This window comes from Actinomycetota bacterium, from assembly GCA_014360655.1.
GTDB lineage: Bacteria > Actinomycetota > Geothermincolia > Geothermincolales > RBG-13-55-18 > JACIXC01.
The window spans coordinates 1-24,075 of record JACIXC010000021.1 but is presented as its reverse complement, the minus strand read 5'-3'; the positions used below and the strand labels follow the sequence as shown (position 1 = coordinate 24,075).

The window sequence follows — 24,075 nt, the reverse complement described above, 5'->3', positions numbered from 1 at the left end:
GCCCTTGTCGTCGTCTGAGACGATGAACCTCAGCGTTCCCAACCTACCTGGCCTCCGGCAGAAGCCTCTTGCGGAAGACCAGCAGGGCTCCCGCGAGGAGGAAGGCTCCCACGCTGAGGAGCTGGAAGAAGAGGTTGGAGTTCGGGTTTGTATGGTAGCGGAAGAACTCGTTGACAAAGCGCGCCACTGCGTAGAGGAGGACAAATGACGCCATCAGCTCGCCGCGGTAGCGGAACCTGCGGTGTACCGCGAGGAGCAGCACGAATATCCCGAGGTCCATGAGGAGCTCGTAGATCTGTGTGGGATGCACGGGATTGGCGGGCATCCCCATGTTCCACTGCGTCTTGACGGGGAAGGTAACCGCCCAGGGAAGGTCGGAGCTCTTCCCGAAGCAGCAGCCGTTGAGGTAACAGCCCACCCTGGCCACGGCCATGGCCGCGGGGACGGCCAGACCTCCCGAATCGAGCACCTCGCCCACGGAGAGGCCGCGAAGCTTCACCACGCCGGCGGCCGCAAGCACGCCGAAGATGAACCCCCCGTAGAAGACCAGGCCCTGCACGTTCCAGAACTTCAGCGCCTCCCACCATTTTCCGGAGAACTCGCTCCAGTGGCCGATCACGTAGAAAAGCCTGGCGCCGATTATCCCGCCCACCGCGGCGGCCAGCACCAGCTCGAAGACGACGTAGGCGTCCACGAAGCGTCTACGCAGGTACCAGAAGCTGACCATCATGCCCACGATGAAGGCCAGGGCGAGGAAAAAGCCGTAGGAATGCACGGTCAAGGGACCTATCTTGAACAGTTCAGGCCTCAACGGTGGACCCCCTTTTCCGCTGCCGCTCCGAAGCGGCCGCCGGTCGCGCGCCGGCTTCCTTTCACGACCGCTCCCGGGAAGCTACCTCGTGTCCCTTCCATATGTCCGCAAGGATCACGGCGATGGCATAGACCACCCCGGCGACGATGGCCGCGTCCGCGAGGTTGAAGACCGGCCAGAACCTCAGGTCGATGAAGTCCACCACCGCGCCGAGGAAGATCCTGTCGATGATGTTACCCAGCGCCCCCCCTATTATCAAGCCCAGGGCGACCTGGAAAAGGCCGCCGCGCGCCCTTCCCCACCACCAGAGGACGAAAAGGAAGACCGCTAGCACGGCTATGCTGGCCAGGAAGAGCGCCGTGGACCTGCCGTGGAGCAGGCCGAACGCCGTCCCGGGATTGCGCACCTGGCGCAGGAGCAGGAGCTTGAGGTCGACGCTCTCTCCCGCGGGAAGGAACTTCCTCACCAGCGCCTTGCTTGCCTGGTCAAGCCCGAGGACCAAGAGGGTGGAGACGAGCAGGGTCAGTGGAGCGCTTTTTCTTCTTTCTGTTTGCACAGTATGCAGAGGTTGGCGTAGGGCAGCGCCTCAAGGCGCTCCTCGGGTATCTTCTCGCCGCATATCTCGCAGATGCCGTAGGTGCCCTCGTCGATGCGGGCCAGGGCCTCGTTCACCCTCTGCAGGAGGTCCTTGACGTTCTCCGAGAGGGAGAGGTCACGTTCGCGTTCGAAAGTGCTGGTGCCGCTGGCTGCGTACTCCTCTTCGAAGGGCATCTCGCCCGTGAAATCCGACTGGGAGGCCATGAGGTTCCCCTGCTCGAGATCGCGGTACTGTTTCTCCAGCACCGCCTTCTCCTGCAGGAGGATCTTCTTGAAAGCCGCCAGTTTCCTCTTGTTCATGATGCCTCTTGTCCTTCTGCCGTAACCTCCGGCGTTTATCCCTATTATTATGCACGATTCGAACGCCTAGACAAGAGCGGTTTTCCCCTCCCCGGTTTTCTTGTCCCTCGACTTCTCCCTCGACCCTCACCTTTTCCTGCCGCCGCTACCGGCCGCCCGTTCGGGCCGCTCGGGATCGGAAGCAGGCATGGCTATTGCCATCCCCACAATCTTTGGATCTTCATGCAGACAGGTTCGAGCCGCCCGCGGGATGGGGAATGGTCCAAGTGCGTTATTTCCGGTGCTCGGGCGCTACGTCTCCGCGGCAGCGCTCACCGCGGTTCCACTCGCTGTTCGCGCACGACCGGCAGGCAACGGTCGCAGAGGTCGGGGTACTCCTCGCTTTCTCCGACCGAGGTCCGGAAATTCCAGCAGCGGGCGCACTTGGTACCCGCGGCCCTGCCGACCGCCACCCTCGTCTCGTCGTCTTCTCCATAGCGCACCGTGACCGCGGAGACGATGAAGAGGGTGGGCAGCAGGGATTCCCTGCCCGCGAGCAACTCCCGCATGGATTCCGGCACCGTCAGCTCCACCGCCGCTTCCAGGGAGGTCCCGATCTCCTTGGCGGCCCGCAGCTCCTCGATGGACCTGGTGACCATCTCGCGCAGCTGCAGAAGCCGCTCGAAGTCGCTTTCGAGGCGCGGGTCGACGAGGTCCTCCTCCACCTCGGGCCAGTCCTGGAGGTGCACGCTGTCCTTCGTCTCTCCTCCACCCATGGCCTGCCAGGCCTCCTCCGCGGTGTGGCAGAGTACTGGGGCCATCAACCTGGTCATGGTGGTCAGGACGCGGTGGATGGCTACCTGCGCCGAACGGCGCGCCGGGTCGTCGTGCGCGAAGGTGTAGAGGCAGTCCTTGCGCATGTCGAGGTAGAGGGCGCTAAGGTCCACGGCGCAGAAATTGTGCAGGGAATGGTAGACCACGTGAAGCTGGTAGCGTTCCATCGCCTGGGTACACCGCCGTACCAGTCCCTGCAGGCGGGAGAGTATCCAGCGGTCCAGCTCCTCCATCTCCTCCACGGGGAGGGCGTCCTTCTCCGGTTGGTAATCGTAGAGGTTGCCCAGGAGGAAGCGGATGGTGTTACGAATGCGCCGGTAGGCCTCAACCAGGCGGTCGAAGATCTCGCGTGAGGCGGGGATGTCCACCGTGTAATCCGCGGCTGCCACCCAGAGTCGCAGGATATCGGCGCCCAGTCGCTCGCAGATGTCCAGGGGGCTGATGACGTTCCCCAGGGACTTGGACATCTTCCTCCCCTCCCCGTCCACCACGAAACCGTGGGTGAGCACGGAGCGGTAGGGGGGTGCATCCCTGGCCCCCACGGCCGTGAGCAGCGAGGTCTGGAACCAGCCGCGGTGCTGGTCGCTCCCCTCCAGGTACATGTCGCAGGGCCAGGTGAGTCCCTCCCATGTGAGGAGGACCGCCTCGTGGCTAACCCCGGACTCGAACCAGACGTCGAGGATGTCGGTCTCCTTGCGGAAGTCGCCGCCGCCGCAGCCGGGGCAGGCGAACTCCCCGCCGAGGATCTCCCGCGCGTCCCTCAGGAACCATGCGTCAGAGCCCTCGGCGGCTACGAGCTCTTCCACCCTGTGCAGGGATTGCGGCGTTAGCAGCTCCCGGCCGCAGGAGGTGCAGTAGAAGGCGGGGATGGGAACCCCCCACGCCCGCTGCCGCGATATGCACCAGTCGGGCCTCGTTTCCAGCATGCCCTTCATGCGGCGGATGCTCCAGGAGGGGATCCACGTAACCTCGGATACCGCCTCAAGACACCTGCCCCTCAGGGTGGAGCCGTCGTACTCGCGGTCCACCCCGATGAACCATTGGGGTGTCGCGCGGAAGATCACCGGCCCCTTGCAGCGCCAGCAGTGCGGGTAGGGGTGCACGAGCTCGCCGCTTCCCAGCAGCAGTCCCCTGTCGCGCAGGTCGTCCAGTATGCGCGCATTTGCGTCCTCTATGAAGAGGCCCTCGAACTCTGGGGCCTCGTCGGTGAAGCGGCCGAGGTCGTCCACCGGCATGGGCATGGGGAGGTCGTATTCCAGCCCCACGTAATAGTCCTCCTCCCCGTGCCCCGGGGCGATGTGCACGGCTCCCGTTCCCTGCTCCGTGGTCACGTAATGCGAGTTGACGATAAGGGAGGCCCTTTCTCGCCAGGGATGGCGCGCGTGGAGGCCCTCGAGCTCGCTCCCCCTGAAGGATGCCAGTTCTTTCCAGGAAGCGAGGCCCATCTCGCGCGCGGCGCTCTCCAGCAGGGGCCTTCCTATGAGAAAGCGGCCATTCCCGCCGTCCACGAGCGCGTATTCCATGTCCGGATGGAGGGCGACGGCCACGTTTGCCGGCAGGGTCCACGGCGTCGTGGTCCAGATGACCACGGCGGCCTCCTCCCCTTTCCTTCCCGGCAGCCCCTCCAGAAGGGGAAAGGCCACGTAGATGGAGGGGGATCTCTTGTCGCCGTACTCCAGCTCAGCCTCCGCCAGGGCGGTGACGCAGCGCGGGCACCAGTGGATGGGCTTGCGGCTGCGGTAAACGAGCCCCCGCCGCACCAGCTCGGCCAGGATACGGATGTTGGCCGCCTCGTACGACGGCTTCAGGGTGAGGTAGGGATCGGCAAAATCCCCGCAGACCCCCAGCCTCTGGAACTGTTGCGACTGGCGCTCCACGTAATGGAGGGCGTATTCGCGGCAGCGCCTGCGCACCTCCATGAGGTCCAGCTTCCCCCTCTCCTCGCCCAGCCTCTTTTCCACCTCGTGCTCGATGGGTTGCCCGTGGCAGTCCCATCCCGGGACGTACGGGCAGTGAAAGCCGCGCATGCTCTTGTACTTGACGATGATGTCCTTGAGGATCTTGTTCAGGGCCGTCCCCAGGTGTATATCGCCGTTGGCATACGGGGGGCCGTCGTGGAGTATGAAGGACGGGCGGCCCCGCGTCTTCTCCAGGACGCGCCCGTACAGATCCGTCTCCTTCCAGAAGCGCTGGATCTCCGGTTCCCGCACCGGCAGGTCGGCCTTCATGGCGAAATCGGTCCTGGGGAGATTCAGCGTTCGGCGATAGTCCATACCGTGGTCACTCCGTTTACATGCCATTTTGCTCCATTATTAGCACGCAGCCATGTTCGGCGCAACAGGGACCCTGCCTGTATTGGAAAGAATGACGGGGGAAGGCGTCCGGGCGCCTCCGCTCGTGCGGCGCCGTCTCCGCCGGCGGCGTACGATGTCCGTCACGCCGTTCGTGCGCTCAAGACCCGTGGAAACTGCTATCATGTGTTGCGGGCGCATATCGTGAGGGAGCGGTTGCGCCGCGCCGCGGCACACGCGCTCAGGCCTCTCCCGCGGCGGTGCCGTAACGCGGCTGACGGGGACGAAAAGGAGGCGAAGGCTTGGCGGAAGGCGAGGGTTTCCTGCGCTGGAGCCCGGATGGTGCCCTGCTCGACGTGCGCCTGCGGCCGGGTTCATCGCGCAGCGCCTTGTTGGGCGTGCAGGACGGGAGGCTGGTCATCGCCGTGCATTCCCCTCCGCAGCAGGGAAGGGCCAACCGCGAGGCCCTGCGGCTGCTCTCGCGCCTCGTGCGCGTGCCTCCCTCCCGCATGGAGATAACCTCGGGTCAAAACTCCCGCAACAAGACGGTGCTTGTACGCGGAGTGAGTGAGAGCGAGATCGCCATGCTTTCCTCCCTGCTCGAGGGGGCCGATCCGCATCCTTCCGGGGATCGACGTTGATATTATCCCAAAGGGGACCGGGAATCGGGCAGTATATATTTAACCAGTTACTATTTAACCATTAACTATATGCATGCGCACTGGTACGTCACGCGGTTTCAAACGCAGCGCGTCGCAGGCGGAACCCCTTTGTATCTCCTTATGCTCCGTCCGCGGCTGTCCGAGCGGGGATACGCCTTCACGGCACCGGGAATCCGTGCACGCGACACGGCATCATCAACGTCGCATCATCAACGGCTGCGATCATGATGCGGCGCATTGACCACGAACATACGCGGCAGAGCTGCGCCGTCTCGATAACGATCATCGCGTTCATTCCAAAGCGACATGCAGACGCGCCCAGGACGGGAGCCCCGCCGTCTACTCCCAGAAGAAATGCTTCTCCTTCTCCTCGGCGGGCGCGGGTTCCGCCGGGGGCGCGGGAGGCCTCGCGCTCTCCCGTTCCTCCCGTAGGACACCCTGCATTATCTCCATCTCCTGCTCCGGGGTGACCGGCTGTCGCGGCGCCTGCGGAGCCGGCTCGGCTGCGGGCGCTGCCGGTGCGCCCTCGGGAGGGAACAGCGCGGGCTCGGGCATCGCCTGCGGCGGTGGTTCCGGCGCGCCCGCAGCGCGTGTCTCCGGTTCGGGAACGAATGCCGGTTGCGCCGTTGGCCGCTGGGGTGCCTGCTGAGCCTGCGCGGGTGGGACTTCTTCCGCCTGCACGGAAGGAGCGGGCTGAGCAGGCGCAAAAGCGGCCTCCGTGGGGACGGAGAACGCCTCGCCCCCCGTCCTTGCGGCCGCCGTTCCCGCCGCCTCCTCCCTCAACTCGGCCGCCGCGAGGCGGCTTTCGTATTCCCTGATCAGCACCTGGTTCTTCTCGAGCATGTCGCGTATGGTCGCGACGTAGCGCAGCACCTGCTCCCTTATCCCTGCATAGGTCTCGAGGATGCGCGACCTCTCGGTCTTGGCCTCCTCGAGGATGCGCAGGCTCTGCTCCTGGGCCTCCCTTATCTGGGCCTCCGCCTGCGCCCTCGCCTCCTGGACGATGTTATCCGCGCTCTTCTGGGCGTTTATGAGCGCGTTCTGCAGGGTCTGCTGCATGGAGTCGTACTGGGATGCCTTCTCGCGCATGGATTCGATGAGCTCCGCCTGCTCCTGGTTGCGGTGGAGCAGCCTGTCCAGCTCGTCCGCGACGATGTCCAGGAAGGAGTCCACCTCCTCCTTGTTGTATCCCCCGACGCGCACGGTGCTGAATTCCTTGTGGTGGATATCCATGGGGCCGATAGCCAACTTAACCGCCTCCTTTACGCACGTTCACACCGCTCCTGTCCCGCATGGGGAGACTACCGGCGCTCCCCCGGGCACAACCATAGTATAAGTATTTTCGGCCGTCGCCGCTAACCGAATAAGCCCCTCACCAGCCATTGCAGGAAGAGTATCAGGACGATGACGACCATGGGGGTCAGGTCCAGTCCCATGCCCGAGCCCACCGGGACCGTGGGCACTATCCTGCGCAGTGGCGAGAGGACGGGTTCCGTGAGGTCGTAGATGAGGACCACCACGGAACGCACGCCGCGCGGCCATCTCACGGGAAGCCACGTTATGATGGCGCGGGCCACGATCATCCACATGTACACGGCGAGAGCCCACCATATGACCTCCCCGAGGAGCCGCAACTCATACCTCCCTGGCACGGCGGTAGGCTGCCTCCAGGGCCCGGAAGAAGGCGGCGCGTATCCCCGACTCCTCCAGCGCCTCCAGGGCCATGATGGTCGATCCCGCCGGGGAAGCGACCATCCCCCTCAGTCGCGCGGGCTCAAGCCCGCTCTCCCTCATCATGGAAGCCGCTCCGAACATGGTGCCGACGGCCAGCTGCAGGGCCAGGTCGCGCTGCAGTCCAAGCTTGACCCCCGCGTCGGCGATGGCCTCGGCTATGAGGTAGAAATAGGCGGGCCCGCAGCCGGATATGGCCATGGCGGCGTCCTGGTGGCGCTCCTCGATCTCTAGCACCTCTCCGAGGCAGCGGAAGATGCCGAGGGCCGATTCGCGCGCCCTGTCGTCCGCGAAGCGGCCGTAGCTGATCACGGAAACCGCGCGGCCCACCATGGCCGGGTTGTTGGGCATGACCCTCACCACCGCCGTCTCTCCCGCCGCGAGGCTCTCCAGGAGAGCGGTGCTCTTTCCCATGGCTATGGAGATGAGGACCTGCCCGGGGTGGAGCGTTTCCGCCACCTCCCCCATCACTTCCTCCACGTTCTGGGGTTTAACCGCGAGAAGGACCACCTCGGCCTGCGACGCCGCCTCCCGGTTGGACACCGAGGTGTTGACCTTGTATTCCCTCGCCAGCGCCTCCAGGCGCGATCGGTCGATATCGGATACCACCATCTCCTCGGCGGCGGCCCAGCCCGCTGCGAGCAGGCCCTTGATGATGGCCTCCGCCATCTTCCCTCCACCGAGGAAGGCCAACTTCTTCATGCCCTTCCCCCTTTTTCAGCGGATGCCGGGACCTCAGAACTGGTTGAAAAAACCCTTCTCGCGCAGCCACCTCTTGTCCTCGGCGGAGACTTCGACGTTGTGCGGCGTGAGCAGGAACACCCTGTCCGCCACGCGCTGGATGCCGCCTTCCAGGCCATAGGTGAGCCCGCTTGCGAAGTCGATTAGCCTCTTGGAGAGCTCGGGATCGGCCTGCTGCAGGTTTATTATGACGGGTATGTCGGCCTTGAACTTCTGGCCGATCTGCTCGGCGTCGTTGAAGGATTTAGGTTCCACCATGTGCACGCGCACCTGCCTGCTTGGCACCGCCTGCAGCGATGCCACGCGGGCCTCTTCGCGCATGGCGCGGCGGCTCACGTGCGGCTCCGGCGCCTCCGCCTCGTCATAATCGATCAACTCCTCGAACTCGTCGTCCTCGACCAGGCCCAGGTAGATGAGCGCCTTGCGGAAAAACCCTGCCATGGCATTACCTCCCTCGCATCTAATCCGCGAATATGGCCGTGCCCACGCGGACTAAGTCCGCTCCTTCCTCCACGGCCACCTCGAAATCCTGCGTCATGCCCATGCTGAGAAGGGAGAGGTCCGCTCGCGGGTAGGCTTCCCGCAGCGTATCCCTCAACTCGCGCAATGCGCGGAAGAAGGGGCGGGACTTCTCCCCTTCCGCCCACACGGGGGCGATGGTCATCAACCCCCTCACCCTCAGGCCGGGCAGGGAAAGTATCTCCCCCACCAGGTCCGCGGCCCCGCTCTCCTCCACCCCGGACTTGGTCTCCTCGCCGGAGACGTTCACCTGCACGAGGACGTCCTGTACCGTGCCCAGGGCGAGGGCCCGTGCCGATATGGCCGCCGCCAGCCTCCGGCTGTCCAGGGAATGGATGAGGGCGGCCTTTCCCACTACCATATTAACCTTATTCCTCTGCAGATGGCCAACGAAATGCCACTCCACGTCCTCTCCCAGAAGCAGCGCTTTCTCGCGCAGCTCCTGCGCGCGGTTCTCCCCGAAGGCCTTCTGTCCTGCGCGCATCGCCTCCCTGATCGCCTCCAGGCTCCTCCCCTTGCTCACCGCCACCAGCCTGACGGAATCCGTTTCCCTGCCCGCGCGCATCGCCGCAGCGGCAATGCGCTCCCTTACCGCCTGCAGGTTCTCCGCTATCCCCATCACCGGCCCCGTTCCAGCTTACTCCTCGAAAGCCACCGAGGTTACCCCGGGGATGCCCCGCAGTTTCTCCATCAGTTCCATGAGGTCCACCTTCCCTGACACGTTCGCCCGCAGCAGCAGCGAGCACAAACCCTCACCCTCGGCGCAATCCTGAAAGCGCAGGAGGAGAAAGGGGATGCGGTAGGCGGCGAGCGTGTCCTGCACCTCCTCCACCAGGCCCTCGCGGTGTGCCGCCTGTACGGTGAAATAGAGCCTGCGCTTCTGAAAGCGGGCTATGATGCTGCTCTCGATCCAGGGCAACGCGACCAGGACGACGAGTATTATCCCGGTGCAGTACGCCGCCGTGACCAGGTATCCCGCCCCGGACGCCATGCCCACCGCCGCAGTGGCCCACATGGTGGCGGCCGTGGTTATGCCCACCACGTGGGTCCCCCCGTAGACCACGATGACCCCCGCTCCCAGGAAACCCATTCCCACCACTATCTGGGCGGCCACGCGTGCGGTATCCGATCGCGGGAAGGCGACGAGGGAGAGGATGGTGAAGAGCGCGGCCCCCAGCGACACCAGGATATAGGTGCGGAAGCCCGCCGGCCTGTCGCCCCTTTCGCGTTCCATGCCGATGAGCCCTCCACACAGGGCGGCGATGACCAGCCTTAGGAGTATTTCCGCCTCGCTCATGTCCTCACCCTAAAAACCGTAGGTCACGCGGAAGTCGTCGAACTCACCCCGGTATTCCTCCCAGGCCACCTCCACGTCGCTCACGCGGGAAGACGGGGAACCCTTCCAGCACCAGTCGATCATGGCCAGAACGGCGTCCTCCTCCCCCTCGCAGACCAGTTCCACGCGGCCGTCTGGGTTATTGCGCACCCACCCCTTGAGGCCCAACCGCCTTGCCTCGTCCCGAGCGTAGGAACGGTAGTATACACCCTGTACCCTTCCGCTCAAAGTCACGCGCGCTCTTGCCTTCATCGCGCGGGCACCCCCGTCGGTCGACTCTCCTTCCTTTCCAATAGGATGAAGGCACCCTGGCGGCCGGTCTCTCCGTCCCTGCGGAAGGAGAAGTACCTCGCTTCGCAGGCGGTGCACCCTCCCGCCAGGTGTACGTTCTCTTCACTTACGCCGGCCCGCGCCAGGTTCAGGCGGTTGGCGCGCGGAAGATCGACGCGAAAGCCGCCGTCTTCCCTCACCACGCCGCTCTCCTCTCCGTATTTTTCGACGAACAGACGCGCCCTGCCTTCCTCCACCAGGTAGCAGCAGGGCCCGATGGCGGGCCCCATGACCACCCTCGCGTCCAGCGGGGACAGCCCGAGCTCCTCGCGCAGCCGCGCCAGGAAGGAACCCGCTATATCTCCGAGGGTGCCCCGCCAGCCGGCATGGAGGACGGCCACCAGGGGTACGGCGGGAAATGCGACCGCCAGGGGCACGCAGTCCGCCGTTAGAACGGCGAGCGCCAGCCCTTCCTCCGTGGTGTAAAGTCCGTCGCAGCCGGGCACGGTGCGCGGCTTCCCGCCGCCCCCACGCCTCACCCTGCGCACCCGCAGGCCGTGCACCTGGCGCATGAAGACCAGCCTCCTCGGCTCTAGTCCCAGCACCGAGGCCACCGACCTGCGGTTGGCCTCCACGGCGCGCGGGTCATCGCCGCTGCGACGTGAGAGGTTTAGCGTGTCGTAAGGAGGGCGGCTCACGCCGCCGCTGCGGTCGGTGAAAAGCAGCCTGATGCCCTCGCCCAGGAGTCGCCCGGCTTCCGTCCAGCCCCCGCGTGCGTCGCACGCGGTCTCATCCTTCCCCTTCATCTTCCCCCGTCGCCAGGACCTCCAGGAGGACCTTGTATATGCGCCTCCCCACCACCTTCTGCGCCGTGAGGCGCAGGCCTTCGAAGTCCACGCTCTCCCCCTGCTTTGGGATCTTTCCCATGAGGTTGTACATGAGGCCCCCCAGGGTATCCCACTCGTGGGCGGGCAGCTTGGTGCCCAAGAGATCGTTGAGGTCGTCGATGGAGATGCGCGCGTCGATGGAATACTTGCCGTCCCCTAGCCTCTCGTAGAGCTCGACGGCTCGGTCGTACTCGTCGAAAATCTCCCCCACTATCTCCTCCAGCACGTCCTCGATGGTCACCAGGCCCGATGTGCCGCCGTACTCGTCCAGGACGATGGCCATGTGGATGGTGAGGCTGCGCAGTTCGTTGAGGAGCTCGCTCACCCTCTTCGTCTCGGGCACGAAGTAGGCCTCCCTAAGCAGGTCCCTGATGCGGGCGTCGCTCTCCCCCCGCTTGAGGTAGGGAAGCAGGTCCTTGGCGTAGAGCACGCCGACGATGTGGTCGAAATCGCCGCGGTACACGGGGATGCGCGAATAACCCGATCCCAAGATGACCTCGAGCGCCTCCTCCATGCTGGCGCCCTCTTCCAGCATGACCATGTCCGTGCGCGGGATCATGACCTCCCTGACCAGGGTATCGCCGAACTCGAATATGGAATGTATGAGCTTTTCCTCCTGTTCCTCTATCATGTCCTGTTCCTGCGCCGCGGTCACCATGGCCTTGATGTCCTTTTCCGTTACGAAGGGCCCCTCCCCCGTGGTCTCCCCCCCCAGGGCGCGTATGACGCCGTTGGAGAGGAGGATGAGGACGCGTACGAGGGGATAGAAGACGATGGAAAGCGTCCTTATGGCGGGAGCCACGGCGAGGGCCACGGCCTCGGGATGCGTGGTGGCGTAGGTCTTGGGCGCCATCTCCGAGAAGATGAAGATGAGGAAGGTCATCACCCCCGTGGCGACCGCCGTGGCCACGGGGAGTCCCAGCTCGAGGGCCAGGCCCGCCGCAATGGACGACGCGCCGACCTGCACGAGAAGCGTGAGCATGAGGATGGTGGAAAGGAAGCGGTGAGGCTGGGCCAAGAGCTTCTCCAGCCTCTGGGCTCTTTTGTCGCCCTCCTCGCCGAGGACGCGCACGCGCAGGCGGTTCACGCTCACCAGCGATATCTCGGCCATGGCCAGGAAGGCGGCCACCACCAGGAGGGCGACAAGGGAAGAGAGCCTCCAGGCAAGTTCCCCGCCGCTTATGACAGCCGCGGAAAGCGGCACGCCAGTATGCATCATCGCCTCCTTACCTTTCCCCCAGGCGCAGTATCTCCCGCACCCTGCGGTCCATGGCCTCCGCGCCCTCCGCGTCGTCGTCTTCGTATCCCAGGAGGTGGAGGATGCCGTGCACCGTCACCATCTCCAGCTCCCTCCCCTCCTCGGTCGCATACCGCGCGCGGTGCCGGCGCACGTATGCCGGGCAGATGATGACATCCCCCAACAGGAATCCGTCGCCGCCCAGCTCCAGCATGGGGAAGGCGAGGACGTCGGTCGCACCGTCCCTGCCCAGGTAACGTCGGTTCAACTCCCGCATCTCCCTCTCGCTCAGCGCCGTCACCGACACCATTGCGTCCTGCCTCGCTCCCTCTTCCCGCAGCGCCCTCAGGCAGGCGCGCCGCAGCCTCGCTTCATCGATGGAAGAGCGCGTCTTCCGGTTTATCAGCACCCGCATCAGGCCCCTTCCCCCTTGACCAGAGAGGGATATTCCACGCGTTCATGATACATACCGCAGAGGACGCGGGTGAAGGCCATGGTTATTTTCTCCAGGTCCCCGAGGGTGAGGCCGCACTCGCTCAGCTGCCCGTCGTCCAGCCTCTCCCTGATCATGTTGCGCGTGAGCTGCTCCAGCTTGATGGGTGTCGGCCTGTCCGCGGCCTTCGCCACCGCTTCCACCGCGTCGGCGAGCATCACTATCGCCGCCTCCTTGCTCCGGGGCTTCTCCCCGGGGTAACGGAAGCGGCTCTCGCTCACCTCCTCGGAAGGCTTCTTCTCCTTCAGCGCCTGGGCGTAGAAATAGCGGACGAGGGAGGTGCCGTGATGCTGGCGGATGATGTCCACGACCTCGCGGGGCAGGCCGTATTCGCGGGCCAGCTCCACGCCCTCCTTGACGTGCGCGGTGATCACCAGCGCGCTCAGGTTGGGCTTGAGGCCGTCGTGCCCGTTGGGCCTGTTCTCCACGAAAAATGCGGGTCTCCTCAACTTGCCCACGTCGTGGTAGAAGGCACCCACGCGGGCCAGCAAGGAATCGGCGCCCACCGCCTGCGCCGCCGCCTCCGCGAGGTTGCCCACCACTGTGCTGTGGCCGTAGGTTCCCGGCGCCTCGTTCATGAGCATCCTCATCAGCGGGTGGTCGGGCGAGGCGAGCTCCAGGAGGTGCATGGGGGTGATGATCCCCGAGAGCCTCTCCATGACCGGTATCATACCCAGGGTGAGCAGGGTACAGAACACGCCGTTGCCCACTCCCAGCGCCCCCGCCAGGAAAACCGACCGCAGGTCCTGGAAGAGCGAGGCGGTGGCCGCGAAGACGGCCGCCAGGCAGAGGGAAAGGACGGCCCCCGCCCTTATCATCACCTCCCGCCTGCTCAGCCTGCCCAGCAGGAACACCGAGATCGTGCCGCCCGTTATCGCGGCGAGTGTGAGCGGGAAGTTCCCTTTCAAGAAGATCCCCGCCGCCATCCCGCACAGCGTGACCGCGAAGAGGGCCGTCAGCCTATCCAGCAGGGCGACAAGGGTCAGCCCCACCACGGCGAGGGGCACCAGGTAACCCCACAGCGGGTTCTCGTCCGCGAACACCGAGAAGAGCCTTGCCAGGAAGGCGAAGACAAGGATGACGATGCACAGGGAGGCCACCACCCGCGGTTCGGCGGCCCACTCGCCGCGGAAGCGGGCGAAGAAGAACAGCCCCAGGAGGTAAAGGAGCAGCGAGAAGAGGGCCACCCCCACCACCTGCTGGTAGCTTCCCATGGGGGAAAGCGCCCCCGCCGCCTCCAGGGAGTCGAGGACGAGCGGGGTGATGACCTCTCCCTTCCCCACGATCTTCTGCCCCGCTACGTAGTGCGCGTAGACCGGCTGCACCCTGTTCGCGGCCTCCTCCATGTCGCTCAGGACGGCCGCGGCGGAATAGTTGGTGTTGATATCCAGGAAGGCCTCCGCGAGGTCTGCCGCTGCCTCCTGGAAACCCGGGGTGAGCGGGAGGTCGCGTGCCCGGGAACGCACCTGTTCCCGCACCTGTTCCAGGTTGTCGTAGCCCACCGGCTGGGTCATGGCAGCGTTGAGGAGCTGTGTCACGGAGGTGTAAAGGAGTCGCGTGTCCTCCGCTGACGCCGCCAGCAACGCGCGCAGCGTTTCCTCCTCCAGCTCGCCCGGCGCGCCTTCCCGCAGCGAGGCGAGCTTCTTATCCTCCGTTCCCTCCACGCCGTGCAGGGACTCGGCGCGCGCGAAGAACCCGTCCAGGCGTTCCACGGCCTCGTCGCGTGCTTCCCGGCTCACGAAGAGGTCTTTCGTCCTCTCGCGCTCTTCCTGGCGCAGCCTTTCCGTGCTCTCCTCGTCAAGCACCTCGAAAGCGCGCGAGGAGATGACCGTCTCCATGCTCGCCTCGCCGAGCTCGTACCGGGATTTCCTGGGAAGATATTCCAAGACGAGCAGAGAGAGTATGACCGCGAATGCAGCCGCGGACACCAGCAGCGATCTACCCTTCCCGCCGGCGGGAAGCAGACCGCTTATCCGCGGCCGCCTGCGTCTTGAGCCTTCCTTGTCGTCCATGACCTTATCGATGCGCATTATACACCAATATACCTCGTACGAGTGCGCGCGCTGCTTTAAGGCTCCTTCCCGTCCGGCCGCACCCGCCGCGCCGTGGAGGCGCCACGTGCACGATCAGCCCTCCTCGCCGAATTCGCCGTCGACCGCGCCGCCCTCCCCGCTGGAACGCGCGTCGAAAAGGCGGTAAGCCCGCACGATATCCTGCACTATCTTGTGGCGGACCACGTCGCGCTCGTCAAGGTAGACGAATTCTATCCCTTCTATGCCCACCAGTATCTCGCGCACGACGTTCATGCCCGAGAGCTGGCCCCCGGGCAGGTCTATCTGCGTTATGTCACCGGTCACCACCGCCTTGGAGCCGAAACCGAGGCGGGTGAGGAACATCTTCATCTGTTCGGGGGATGTGTTCTGCGCCTCGTCCAGGACGATGAAGGAATCGTTGAGGGTGCGTCCCCTCATGTAGGCGAGCGGCGCCACCTCGATAACGCCCTGTTCCATGTACCTGGTGAACTTTTCCACCTCGAGCATCTCGTACAGGCAGTCGTACAGGGGTCGCAGGTAGGGGTCCACTTTCTGGTACATGTCCCCCGGGAGGAACCCCAGCTTCTCCCCGGCTTCCACCGCGGGGCGGGTGAGTATGATGCGGCCGACCTCCTTGGAGAGCAGCGCCTTCACCGCCATGGCCATCGCGAGGTAGGTCTTGCCGGTGCCCGCGGGGCCGACGGAAAAGACGATGGTGTTCCTGCGGATGGCCTCGACGTAGCGCTTCTGGTTGGGCGTCTTGGGGCGTATCGCCTTGCCGCGCCGCGAGATGATGATGTCCGTGAAGACCTCGCTGGGCTTGAGCTCACCTTCCGCCAGAACCATCTCGATGGCGCGCTCGACGCTCTCCGGAGTGAGGTCCATGCCCGAGGAGAGGAGCATGATCAACTCCTCGAAGAGCTTGGCGATGGCCTCCAGCTCCTCCTCCTCGTCGCCGCGGACCGTTATCTCGTTGCCGCGTACCAGTATGGAGCTGCGGAACGATCTCTCCACGATCTTCAGGAGCTCGTCCCTCTCACCCAGGAGATTGACCATGGGCTGGTTTCCCGGCACCAGGATCTTCAGCTCCCTGCTCGCTCCGCTTCCTGCGTTCAACGTCGATTACCGCCTTTCCCGCGTTTTCAATGCCTGTCAGCCGGGAGGCCAGAGCATGGGCCTCCCTCCCAGCACGTGGAAGTGGAGGTGAAAGACGCTCTGCCCGGCCTCTCTCTCCACGTTGGTGAGCACGCGCACTCCCCTGCCCGCTATTCCCTCGTCCTCGGACACCTTCCTGATCGCCTGGAATAACCTGGAGAGAAGTTCGCCGTCCTGTGGGGTTATATCGAACACGCTGCGCAGGTGCCTGCGCGGTATGACCAGCACGTGCACCGGCGCCTGCGGGTTTATGTCGCGGAAGGCGAGCACGCTGTCGTCCTCGTAGACCACGTCCGCCTCCATCTCCCCCGATGCAATGCGGCAGAATATGCAGTCCTCCATGGCGACCTCCTTGCCATCCACGTTCCGCCTCTGCGCCCGGTCTATCCCGAGCGAGCGCCGCCCATGACGGCGGAGACCTCGGCCCTCGCGCCCCTCACCCCCTCGATGCGCACCTCCAACAGCATGCCCGGCGATATGTCCGGGGAGGAACATGGCATGACCGCCTTGATATAGTCCTCGGTGGTTCCAAGGACCACGCCTTCCCCTCCCCGCGGGGACACCCTCTCCACCAGCATGGTGCGCCTTTCGCCCGTATGCCTCTCAATGTATCCTAAACGCCAGCTCTCCGCCAGCCGTCTCAGCGCGGCGGACCTCCTGCCGGCCGCCTCCCGGTCCGCCTCCCCGCGCCTCTGCCAGTCCCTGGTGCCGGGCCGCGGTGAAAACCTGAAGACGTGCAGACGCGAGACGCCGGCGCGCCGGAGGACGTCTACGGTACGCGCGAAGGCGGTTTCGCTCTCGCCCGGGTAACCCACGATCACCTCGCTGGTCAACGCCGCATGTGGCCAGCAGTCCCTCATCATCTCCGCAACCGCCAGGAAATCCCCCGGGCCGTAGCCGCGTCCCATCTCGCGCAGTATCCCCTCGTCCCCGCTCTGCAGTGGTAGGTGCAGGTGCGGGCATACCCTGTTCTCCCCGCTCCACGCGAGCAGCCATCTCTCCTGCAGGTCCTCGAGCTCTATGGAGCTGAGGCGCACGCGTAAACCATCCGCGAGGCCGAGCAGGTCGCTCACCAGTGAGGCGAGGTCGTACCCGTCCCCCCAGCGGTACCTCCCCAGGTTGACCCCGCAGAGAACCAGCTCGCGGCATCCCTCCTCCAGCCTCCTGAGGGCCGTTTCCATGACCTCCCGCGGCGGCCGCGACCTCTCCGCCCCCCGCGCCCGCGGGACTATGCAGTAGGAGCAACCCCGTTCGCAACCGTCCTGGACCTTCACGAAGGCGCGGCTGCGCAGGGAAGGCCTCCTGCGCTCCCCCTCGTCTGCAGGAGGGATAAGAGACTCCACGTGCTCCAGCCATCCTTCCTTCATCCCGTTGTCCAGCATCAGGGCCACCCCGGGAAGGTCTCGCACGGCCTGCGGGTGCACCTGGACCAGGCACCCCGCCACCGCGATGCGGCGGGCTCCGTCTCTGGCGAGCCGGCGGACGAGCTTGCGGCACTTGCGGTCGCTCTCCGCGGTCACCGTGCAGGTGTTCACCACGCAGAGGTCGGCTAGGCCCGGCTCACGCACCACCTCGTGTCCGGCCTCCACCAGGGCGAGGGCTAGCTCCTCGCATTCGGCCTGGTTGACCTTGCATCCCAGCGTGAATATGGCTACTCTTCCCATCGCCGTACCTCACAACAGCCCGCAGTGGGCGCGCACCGCGCAGGCCAGGACCGCTCCCGCGGATTCCGCCCTCAGGTTGTAGGGTCCCAGGGTGACGGGGACGGCGCCCGCATCCTGTAGGGAAGCCCTCTCGCCGTCCGTGAAACCTCCCTCCGGGCCGATCACCAAGTCGAGCTCCTCCCACGCGACGCCACGCAGCTCCACGGCGGGGGATGCGCCTCCCCGCTCGTCGGCGTAGAGGACCTTTTCGCGCCCGGCGACGTATGCCAGGAGCTCTTCCCAGGATAGAAGCCCTTCCACGCGGGGAAGGTAAGGCCTGCACGCCACCCGCGACGCCTCCAGGGCGATGCGCCGCAACCTCTGCAGGCGATGCTCTTCCAGCGAGCGCTGCGATCGCCGCGAGCAAAAGGGGAGGATGGCGGCGACGCCGAGTTCGACGTTCCTCTGCACAACCTCGCCCATCCTGTTGTCCCTGAGAAGGGCCTGGCAGAGAAGGAGACGCGGCCTCTCCCGCTCCGCGCACCGCCTTTCAGTTATCTCAACGCGGGTGCGTCGCGCGTCCACGTCCACCACGCGGGCCCGGCACACCGTCCCCCTGCCGTCAAGGAGTATCACCTCGTGGCCTGGTTTCAGGCGTAACACGCGGCTGGCATGATGGTGGTCCTCTTCTTCCAGGGAGAGGCGATCCCCCGGGGGTGGCAGTTCCTCGACGTAAAACCTGGCGGTCGTCAAGATTGCGTTCTCATCGCCTTTCTCAACCGTTGCACGAAACCGCGCGGCGCGCGTTTTTCGTTCTCGAGCCGCTGGAACTCCCGCAGCAGTTCCCGCTGTTGAGCCGTTAGGTCCCTGGGTACGTCGACCTCGAGCACGAGGTAGAGATCCCCGGACCCCCGCGAGTGCAGCTTCGGCATGCCCTTGCCCCGTAGTCTGAAAACCTGTCCCGGCTGGCTTCCCGGCGGGATGTGCAGGTTCTCTTCACCGTCGAAGGTGGGTATGACGACGTCGGTGCCCAGGGCAGCCTCCACCATGCTCACGGTGACCACCGCGCGCAGGTCGCTGCCCGCGCGCTCGAAGGTGTCGTGCTCCTTGACCCTGATCTCCACGTAAAGGTCCCCCGGGGGTCCCCCGAGAGTCCCCGGCTCTCCCCTTGCGGCGATGCGGATACGGTCGCCGTCCTCCACCCCGGGCGGCACGTGCACCTCCACGGGGTCCAGGACCTCCCGCACCCCCGCACCCCCGCAGGCACGGCACGGATGGGTGTTTATCTCCCCCCTCCCCCCGCAGCGCCGGCAGGTGGTGCTGGAGGTGAAGGTGCCGAAGGAACTGCGGCGCGTGCGGGTGATCCTGCCGTCCCCTCCGCAATCGGGGCAGAGGTCGAATGCGAAGCCTTCCTGCAGCCCGTCGCCGCCGCATTCCGTGCAGGTCTCGTGGCGCGGCACCTCGACGGTGCGTGTCACGCCCCTGTAGGCCTCGGCCAGGCTTATCTCCTCCACGGCGAGGAGATCGCTGCCCCGTCGGGGTACGTGCGCGGAGCGCGCGCGCTCGCCGCCGAAAAAGAAGCTGAAAATGTCTCCGAAGGGGTCCCTCATGCCGCCGAAATCGCGGCTGAGGAAAGAGGCCGCCTCCCCCTCGTCCCCGAACATGTCGTAGCGCCTGCGTTTCTCGGGGTCTCCCAGCACCTCATAAGCCCGCGTGATCTCCTTGAAACGCTCCGCGGCCTCTTCGTCCTCCTTGTTGACATCCGGGTGGTAGCGGCGTGCGAGACGCCGGTAGGCCTTCTTTATCTCCTCCTGGTCCGCGTCGCGGGAGACGCCGAGCAGGGCATAGTAATCCTTCATGTCGGCCCGGGATCACCCCCTTCAACCCTTGAGCATCTCCAGCGTCCGGCTGAGGGACTTGGCGATGAAATCGACGGTGGGTATGACACGCGCGTAATCCATGCGCGTGGGCCCGAGGACGCTCACCGTGCCCATCATCTCCTCGCCGATGGCATAGGGCGTGGCCACTAGGCTGAAATACTGCAGTTCCTTGAGTATGTTCTCGTCGCCTATGCGTACCGTGAGCTCCTTCGCCCGTATGGCCTCGCTCATCAGGTTTAGCAGGAAGTACTGCTCCTCGAAGTGTTTCAGCAGCGACTCTATGCGCTTGACCCCCTCCTCGTCGAGGTAGCGCAGCAGGTTCACCGTGCCGCCCACGTAGACCTTCTCGTACTGCTCCTGCGTGAGTATGTCCTTTATCACGCCTACGACCTTGCGCGCCAGGCGGGAGGTCTTCTCGTCCCTGAGCCTCTTTTCGTCAGCGAAATTCGCCAGGTCGTCCGTCCCCTTGCCGTGAAGCCTGCGGTTGAGGAAGGCCTGGACCGATTCCAGGTTCGCCTCCGTGAATCCCTCGCCGGCGTCGATGAGTTTCTTCTCCACCCTGCCGGTGTCCGTGATGATGACCAGCAGGATCATGCTCCCGCTCAGCTTCACCAGGTCCACGTGCTTGATGAGGTTGCGACGCAGGCTGGGCGCGATGATCATGGCGGCCGTGCTGGTGAGCCTGGAGAGGAGATTGCTCGTCTCCTGCAGGAGGTTCTCCAGCTCCTTGGTCTTGTTGGAGAAGAGGGTGAGGATGGCCTCCTTCTCCTCCTCGCGCAGGCGCGTGCGCCCCATGAGGCTGTCCACGTAGAAGCGGTAACCGAGGTCCGTGGGCACCCTTCCGGCGGATACGTGGGGCTGGTACAGGTAACCCAACCCCTCGAGCTTGTTCAGCTCGTTCCTGATGGTTGCCGAGCTTATGCCCAGGTTGAGGGTCTCCGCCAGGGACTTGGAGCCCACCGGTATTCCGGTCATGATGTAGCGGTAAACCACCGCCTTCAGTATCTTCTGTTGCCTCTTGTCCAGCATCTTCCTCGCTTACCTCATTAGCACTCTCCTCCTTAGAGTGCTACCTAAGAATAAATTAACCGCAGGCGACGACGGCAGTCAAGCCGGCAGAACCTCCGCTATGACGGGGTTCGAGAGGAGCATTCCCCTCTCGGTGAGGCTTATCCTGCTCCCCTCGCGCCTGACCAGTCCGTATCTCTCCAGGTCAGAAAGGGCTTTCGCCCCCGCGAGGAGTGCCGCGGGAACGCCGCGCGAGGTGCGCAACCCCAGCATTATGCGTTCCGACCTCGCATCGCGTTCCGTGAGCCTGCTCCCGCCGGCAACGGGCATCCTGTCTTCACGCAGGCTGCGGTTGTAGGACAACACGCTTTCCAGATTGTGGAAGCGCCATCCCCCGAGCAGCGAGTGGGCGCCTGCTCCCGCTCCCAGGTAGGCCTCGCGCCGCCAGTAGGCGAGGTTGTGGCGGCACTCGTGACCGGGAAGGCAGAAGTTGGAGATCTCGTAACGTTCGTAACCGGCCAACTTTAACGTGCGCGCTCCCTCCCGGTACTCGTCCGCGACGCGGTCATCCTCCGGCAGGTGCAGCTCCCCGCGCATGACGGCCCTGCCCAGGCGGCTCCGGGCGGAAACCTCGAGCGCGTAAAGGCTCACGTGCTGCGGGCGCAATCGCAGCGCAGCTTCCAGGTCGCGACCGAGACGGTGCCCGCATTCCAGGGGCAACCCGAACATGAGGTCCAGCGAGATGTTCCTGAATCCCGCCCTGCCCGCGGCCCGCACCGCCGCAGCCGCGTCGCGCGCATCGTGCGCCCTTCCCAGCAGGAGCAGGATGCAGTCCCGAAGCGACTGTACGCCGATGCTGACCCGGTTGACTCCGCCCTCCAGCGCCGCTGCGAAATCCCTCTCCTTCCAGGTGGCTGGGTTGACCTCCACGGTCACCTCCGCCCCCTCGCGCAGCGGGAATAGCCTCCGGCAGAAGGCGATCAGGTCGGCCACCTCGTCGCCGCGCATGGTGGAAGGTGTCCCTCCTCCCAGGTAGAGGGAGCGCAGGCCGCCGTCGCGGGGCAGCATCGCCGACCACAGCGTCAGTTCGCGGCGCAGCGACGCCGCGTATGCTGAAACGGTGCGGCTTCCCGCCGTCCTGGCGTTGAAATCGCAGTACGCGCAGCGGGAAACGCAGAAAGGCCAGTGCACGTAGAGCCTCAACGCCCCCTCTCCTCCCGGCTCACGCGCAGGGCGGAGATGAAGGCTTCCTGGGGTATCTCCACCTTGCCCACCATCTTCATGCGCTTCTTGCCCTCCTTCTGCTTCTCCAGCAGCTTCTTCTTCCTGGTGACGTCGCCGCCGTAACACTTGGCCAACACGTCCTTGCGCTTCGCCTTTATGGTCTCCCTCGCCACCACCCTGCTGCCCACGGCGGCCTGCACCGGGACGTCGAACAGCTGCCGGGGGATGAGCTCGCGCAGACGCTGCGTGATGCGTTTGCCGTGCTCGTACGCCCTTCCCCTCTCCACCACCGAGGAGAAGGCGTCCACCGGCTCGCCGTTGATGAGGATATCCAGCTTGACCAGGTCGCCGGGTAGGAAACCCACGTGCTCGTAATCGAGCGAGGCGTATCCCCTGCTGCGCGATTTCAACTGGTCGTAGAAATCGATGACCATCTCGGCCAGGGGCAGTCTGCAGCGCAGTTCCACGCGGCGCCCCGAGAGGTACACCATGTCCCGGAAAACGCCGCGCCTCTCCTTCACCAGCTCCAGGATGGGTCCCACGTGATCCGGGGGGAGCAGTATGGTGGCCTGCACGTAGGGCTCGCGCACCTCCTCCACCGTTCCCGGGTCCGGCATCTCCGAGGGGTTGTTTATGCGCATTACCTCGCCTCCCCTCTTCACCACCTCGTAGACCACGTTGGGCGCGGTGATGACCAGGTCGAGGCCGTACTCGCGCTCCAGGCGCTCCTGCACGATCTCCATGTGCAGCAGGCCGAGAAAACCGCAACGGAACCCGAACCCGAGCGCCTGCGAGCTCTCCCGCGTAAAGGTGAGCGCCGCGTCGTTCAGCTTCAGCTTCTGAAGGGCGTCTTCCAGGTCCTGGAAGTCGTCGGAGTCCACCGGGTAGATGCCGGCGAAGACCATGGGCTTGGGCTCGCGGTACCCCGGGAGGGGTTCCCGCGCCCCGTTCCTCCTGGTGGTCACGGTATCTCCCACCTTCACCAGGCTGACGTCCTTGATGCCGGTGATGATATACCCCACCTCGCCGGCCACGAGGCTCTCGCAGGACGTCATCTCCGGCGAGAAGTAGCCCACCTCGTCCACCTCCGCCTCGCTCCCGTTGGCCATGAAGACGATGGGCGTCCCCCTGCTCACGCTGCCCTCCATCACCCGGATGAACGCCACCACGCCGCGGTAGACGTCGTAGGAGGAATCGAAGACGAGCGCCCGCAGGGGCATGTCGCTACCGCCGCCGGGGGGAGGGACCTTCTCTATGACCAGGCGCAGGAGCCCCTCGACCCCCTCTCCCGTCTTCGCCGATACGGTCGCCACTTCCCCCGGATCTATGCCCAGGAGGTCCGCCACCTCCATGACCGTGCCCTCCACGTCGGCCGCCGGCAGGTCTATCTTGTTCACCGCGGGGATGACCGCCAGCCCGGCCTCCACCGCCAGGTAGGCGTTTCCCACAGTCTGGGCCTCCACCCCCTGGGCGGCGTCCACCAGTAGGATGGCCCCCTCGCAGGCGGCAAGGCTGCGGGAGACCTCGTAGGAGAAATCCACATGTCCCGGCGTGTCTATGAGGTTCAACCGGTAGGCATCACCCGGCCCAGGCGCGTAGTGCATGCGCACCGCCTGCGCCTTGATGGTTATGCCCCTCTCCCTCTCCAGCTCCATGCGGTCCAGGTACTGGTCGGCCATCTTCTGGCGCGGCACCGTTTCGGTTATCTCCAGGAACCTGTCCGCAAGGGTCGACTTACCGTGGTCGATATGGGCGATTATGCAGAAGTTCCTGATCCTGTTCCTGTCCATCAAGATGCACCCGTCTCATTATAGCAGCGACGTGATGGCAACAGAGGAACATGCCCTCTCGCGCCTCTGCTGCGCTGCGTTGACGGCTTACCCATGCTCCCGGGCGACAAGGAAAAGGCGGCGCGTTCGATGACGCGTGCACCGTGGAACCCCGGTTACTCCCGCGCTACCCGTCGTGCCCAGGTTCATAAACATGGTGGACACCCCCTATACTTGCTTTGTGATAAACGAAGCAGAGCAAGGAGGTGTCCAAATGAAGGGTTCAGTTGGAACCACTACTAGTATCTACCACACCAGGCTTCCCCATCAATGGGAGTTGGAGAGAATGATGGGCGAGGTCCTCTCCAAGGAGGCCAGAAGGAGGCTGCGCTGGATAGAGCACTTTCGCCGCTGCGGAAATGCCAGGATGACCTGCCGCCACTTCGCCATCTCCCCCACCACCTTCTACAAGTGGCTGAAGAGGTACCTGAAACGGGGCCTCAGGGGACTGGAGGACCTCCCCCGCACCCCGAAAAGGAAAAGGGTCTCGGAGATCCCCTGGCAGACGATCCAGCTCATCTGCGACTTAAGGAGAGAGCACCCCGCCTGGTCCAAGCACAAGATAGCGGTGATCCTCAAGAGGGACTACGGCATCCGCCTTTCTTCCTCCAGCGT

The 24,075-nt window shown here is 65.0% G+C and carries 25 protein-coding genes; 2 read left to right on the top strand and 23 right to left on the bottom strand.

Annotation, left to right across the window (positions count from 1 at the left end):
* Positions 1-43: 43 nt before the first annotated feature.
* The 4 genes from lgt to ileS all read right to left on the bottom strand — a co-directional run bounded on the left by lgt (position 44) and on the right by ileS (position 4,794).
* A complete protein-coding gene (gene lgt / locus H5T73_11940) occupies positions 44-811 on the bottom strand; it encodes a prolipoprotein diacylglyceryl transferase (GenBank protein MBC7248470.1) in 768 nt (255 codons plus the stop codon).
* 61 nt (positions 812-872) lie between these two features.
* Entirely contained in the window at positions 873-1,367 is a 495-nt protein-coding gene (lspA, locus tag H5T73_11935; GenBank protein MBC7248469.1) for a signal peptidase II, read from the bottom strand.
* Entirely contained in the window at positions 1,334-1,708 is a 375-nt protein-coding gene (locus tag H5T73_11930) for a TraR/DksA C4-type zinc finger protein (protein ID MBC7248468.1), read from the bottom strand. The genes lspA and H5T73_11930 overlap by 34 nt, the downstream gene beginning before the upstream one ends.
* 311 nt (positions 1,709-2,019) lie before the next feature.
* On the bottom strand, positions 2,020-4,794 hold the full coding sequence (gene ileS / locus H5T73_11925; GenBank protein MBC7248467.1) for an isoleucine--tRNA ligase: 2,775 nt from the start codon (positions 4,792-4,794) through the stop codon (positions 2,020-2,022).
* Positions 4,795-5,114: 320 nt separating this feature from the next.
* Here ileS and H5T73_11920 point away from each other — a divergent pair, with 320 nt between their 5' ends.
* Positions 5,115-5,453: a YggU family protein gene (locus H5T73_11920; GenBank protein MBC7248466.1), complete on the top strand. Its 339-nt coding sequence runs from the start codon at positions 5,115-5,117 to the stop codon at positions 5,451-5,453.
* Between the two features lie 360 nt (positions 5,454-5,813).
* Here the strand turns inward: H5T73_11920 and H5T73_11915 are convergent, their stop codons facing one another.
* The 19 genes from H5T73_11915 to lepA all read right to left on the bottom strand — a co-directional run bounded on the left by H5T73_11915 (position 5,814) and on the right by lepA (position 23,421).
* Positions 5,814-6,722 (bottom strand): DivIVA domain-containing protein, encoded by a 909-nt coding sequence (locus tag H5T73_11915; protein MBC7248465.1) that lies wholly within the window; start codon positions 6,720-6,722, stop codon positions 5,814-5,816.
* Positions 6,723-6,829: 107 nt separating this feature from the next.
* A complete protein-coding gene (locus H5T73_11910) occupies positions 6,830-7,063 on the bottom strand; it encodes a YggT family protein (GenBank protein ID MBC7248464.1) in 234 nt (77 codons plus the stop codon).
* Between the two features lie 46 nt (positions 7,064-7,109).
* Positions 7,110-7,907, bottom strand: a complete 798-nt coding sequence (gene proC, locus H5T73_11905; GenBank protein MBC7248463.1) for a pyrroline-5-carboxylate reductase — start codon at positions 7,905-7,907, stop codon at positions 7,110-7,112.
* A gap of 33 nt (positions 7,908-7,940) precedes the next feature.
* Positions 7,941-8,387, bottom strand: coding sequence for a cell division protein SepF (locus H5T73_11900; protein MBC7248462.1), 447 nt, complete (start codon positions 8,385-8,387; stop codon positions 7,941-7,943).
* Between the two features lie 19 nt (positions 8,388-8,406).
* Complete coding sequence (locus H5T73_11895) at positions 8,407-9,084, bottom strand: YggS family pyridoxal phosphate-dependent enzyme (GenBank protein MBC7248461.1); 678 nt, start codon at positions 9,082-9,084, stop codon at positions 8,407-8,409.
* A gap of 18 nt (positions 9,085-9,102) precedes the next feature.
* Positions 9,103-9,762 (bottom strand): MgtC/SapB family protein, encoded by a 660-nt coding sequence (locus H5T73_11890; protein ID MBC7248460.1) that lies wholly within the window; start codon positions 9,760-9,762, stop codon positions 9,103-9,105.
* Between the two features lie 9 nt (positions 9,763-9,771).
* Positions 9,772-10,053: an acylphosphatase gene (locus tag H5T73_11885; GenBank protein ID MBC7248459.1), complete on the bottom strand. Its 282-nt coding sequence runs from the start codon at positions 10,051-10,053 to the stop codon at positions 9,772-9,774.
* Positions 10,050-10,877: a peptidoglycan editing factor PgeF gene (pgeF, locus tag H5T73_11880; protein ID MBC7248458.1), complete on the bottom strand. Its 828-nt coding sequence runs from the start codon at positions 10,875-10,877 to the stop codon at positions 10,050-10,052. The genes H5T73_11885 and pgeF overlap by 4 nt, the downstream gene beginning before the upstream one ends.
* Entirely contained in the window at positions 10,861-12,177 is a 1,317-nt protein-coding gene (locus H5T73_11875; GenBank protein ID MBC7248457.1) for an HlyC/CorC family transporter, read from the bottom strand. The genes pgeF and H5T73_11875 overlap by 17 nt, the downstream gene beginning before the upstream one ends.
* Before the next feature lie 7 nt (positions 12,178-12,184).
* Positions 12,185-12,610, bottom strand: a complete 426-nt coding sequence (gene ybeY / locus H5T73_11870; GenBank protein ID MBC7248456.1) for an rRNA maturation RNase YbeY — start codon at positions 12,608-12,610, stop codon at positions 12,185-12,187.
* The gene (locus H5T73_11865) at positions 12,610-14,718 is read right to left on the bottom strand and encodes an HDIG domain-containing protein (protein ID MBC7248455.1); all 2,109 of its coding nucleotides are present in this window, start codon (positions 14,716-14,718) and stop codon (positions 12,610-12,612) included. Before H5T73_11865 ends, ybeY begins: the two co-directional genes overlap by 1 nt.
* Positions 14,719-14,814: 96 nt before the next feature.
* Positions 14,815-15,777, bottom strand: a complete 963-nt coding sequence (locus tag H5T73_11860; protein MBC7248454.1) for a PhoH family protein — start codon at positions 15,775-15,777, stop codon at positions 14,815-14,817.
* A 96-nt stretch (positions 15,778-15,873) separates the two neighbouring features.
* Positions 15,874-16,218, bottom strand: a complete 345-nt coding sequence (locus H5T73_11855; protein ID MBC7248453.1) for a histidine triad nucleotide-binding protein — start codon at positions 16,216-16,218, stop codon at positions 15,874-15,876.
* Positions 16,219-16,259: 41 nt separating this feature from the next.
* A complete protein-coding gene (locus tag H5T73_11850) occupies positions 16,260-17,540 on the bottom strand; it encodes a MiaB/RimO family radical SAM methylthiotransferase (GenBank protein MBC7248452.1) in 1,281 nt (426 codons plus the stop codon).
* Positions 17,541-17,549: 9 nt separating this feature from the next.
* The gene (locus H5T73_11845) at positions 17,550-18,272 is read right to left on the bottom strand and encodes a 16S rRNA (uracil(1498)-N(3))-methyltransferase (protein MBC7248451.1); all 723 of its coding nucleotides are present in this window, start codon (positions 18,270-18,272) and stop codon (positions 17,550-17,552) included.
* Positions 18,269-19,378 carry a molecular chaperone DnaJ gene (dnaJ, locus tag H5T73_11840; GenBank protein MBC7248450.1) on the bottom strand — a complete coding sequence of 370 codons (1,110 nt, stop codon included), beginning with the start codon at positions 19,376-19,378 and terminating at the stop codon, positions 18,269-18,271. Before dnaJ ends, H5T73_11845 begins: the two co-directional genes overlap by 4 nt.
* Before the next feature lie 21 nt (positions 19,379-19,399).
* A complete protein-coding gene (gene hrcA, locus H5T73_11835; GenBank protein MBC7248449.1) occupies positions 19,400-20,428 on the bottom strand; it encodes a heat-inducible transcription repressor HrcA in 1,029 nt (342 codons plus the stop codon).
* A gap of 78 nt (positions 20,429-20,506) precedes the next feature.
* Positions 20,507-21,610, bottom strand: coding sequence for a radical SAM family heme chaperone HemW (gene hemW / locus H5T73_11830; protein MBC7248448.1), 1,104 nt, complete (start codon positions 21,608-21,610; stop codon positions 20,507-20,509).
* Entirely contained in the window at positions 21,607-23,421 is a 1,815-nt protein-coding gene (lepA, locus tag H5T73_11825) for an elongation factor 4 (protein MBC7248447.1), read from the bottom strand. The genes hemW and lepA overlap by 4 nt, the downstream gene beginning before the upstream one ends.
* A 253-nt stretch (positions 23,422-23,674) precedes the next feature.
* Here lepA and H5T73_11820 point away from each other — a divergent pair.
* Positions 23,675-24,075, top strand: a 401-nt coding sequence (locus tag H5T73_11820) for a helix-turn-helix domain containing protein (GenBank protein MBC7248446.1), incomplete at its 3' end; no start/stop codon positions are given.

What these genes read in the sequence shown, in the direction of transcription:
- H5T73_11910 (MBC7248464.1), bottom strand. Translation starts at nt 7,063, where the DNA reads ATGTGGATGATCGTGGCCCGCGCCATCATAACGTGGCTTCCCGTGAGA.
- proC (MBC7248463.1), bottom strand. Translation starts at nt 7,907, where the DNA reads ATGAAGAAGTTGGCCTTCCTCGGTGGAGGGAAGATGGCGGAGGCCATC.
- H5T73_11900 (MBC7248462.1), bottom strand. Translation starts at nt 8,387, where the DNA reads ATGGCAGGGTTTTTCCGCAAGGCGCTCATCTACCTGGGCCTGGTCGAG.
- H5T73_11885 (MBC7248459.1), bottom strand. Translation starts at nt 10,053, where the DNA reads ATGAAGGCAAGAGCGCGCGTGACTTTGAGCGGAAGGGTACAGGGTGTA.
- ybeY (MBC7248456.1), bottom strand. Translation starts at nt 12,610, where the DNA reads ATGCGGGTGCTGATAAACCGGAAGACGCGCTCTTCCATCGATGAAGCG.
- hrcA (MBC7248449.1), bottom strand. Translation starts at nt 20,428, where the DNA reads ATGCTGGACAAGAGGCAACAGAAGATACTGAAGGCGGTGGTTTACCGC.
- lepA (MBC7248447.1), bottom strand. Translation starts at nt 23,421, where the DNA reads ATGGACAGGAACAGGATCAGGAACTTCTGCATAATCGCCCATATCGAC.
- H5T73_11865 (MBC7248455.1), bottom strand. Translation starts at nt 14,718, where the DNA reads ATGCGCATCGATAAGGTCATGGACGACAAGGAAGGCTCAAGACGCAGG.
- H5T73_11855 (MBC7248453.1), bottom strand. Translation starts at nt 16,218, where the DNA reads ATGGAGGACTGCATATTCTGCCGCATTGCATCGGGGGAGATGGAGGCG.
- H5T73_11860 (MBC7248454.1), bottom strand. Translation starts at nt 15,777, where the DNA reads ATGGTCAATCTCCTGGGTGAGAGGGACGAGCTCCTGAAGATCGTGGAG.
- H5T73_11930 (MBC7248468.1), bottom strand. Translation starts at nt 1,708, where the DNA reads ATGAACAAGAGGAAACTGGCGGCTTTCAAGAAGATCCTCCTGCAGGAG.
- H5T73_11895 (MBC7248461.1), bottom strand. Translation starts at nt 9,084, where the DNA reads ATGGGGATAGCGGAGAACCTGCAGGCGGTAAGGGAGCGCATTGCCGCT.
- H5T73_11890 (MBC7248460.1), bottom strand. Translation starts at nt 9,762, where the DNA reads ATGAGCGAGGCGGAAATACTCCTAAGGCTGGTCATCGCCGCCCTGTGT.
- H5T73_11875 (MBC7248457.1), bottom strand. Translation starts at nt 12,177, where the DNA reads ATGATGCATACTGGCGTGCCGCTTTCCGCGGCTGTCATAAGCGGCGGG.
- pgeF (MBC7248458.1), bottom strand. Translation starts at nt 10,877, where the DNA reads ATGAAGGGGAAGGATGAGACCGCGTGCGACGCACGCGGGGGCTGGACG.
- ileS (MBC7248467.1), bottom strand. Translation starts at nt 4,794, where the DNA reads ATGGACTATCGCCGAACGCTGAATCTCCCCAGGACCGATTTCGCCATG.
- dnaJ (MBC7248450.1), bottom strand. Translation starts at nt 19,378, where the DNA reads ATGAAGGATTACTATGCCCTGCTCGGCGTCTCCCGCGACGCGGACCAG.
- H5T73_11850 (MBC7248452.1), bottom strand. Translation starts at nt 17,540, where the DNA reads ATGGGAAGAGTAGCCATATTCACGCTGGGATGCAAGGTCAACCAGGCC.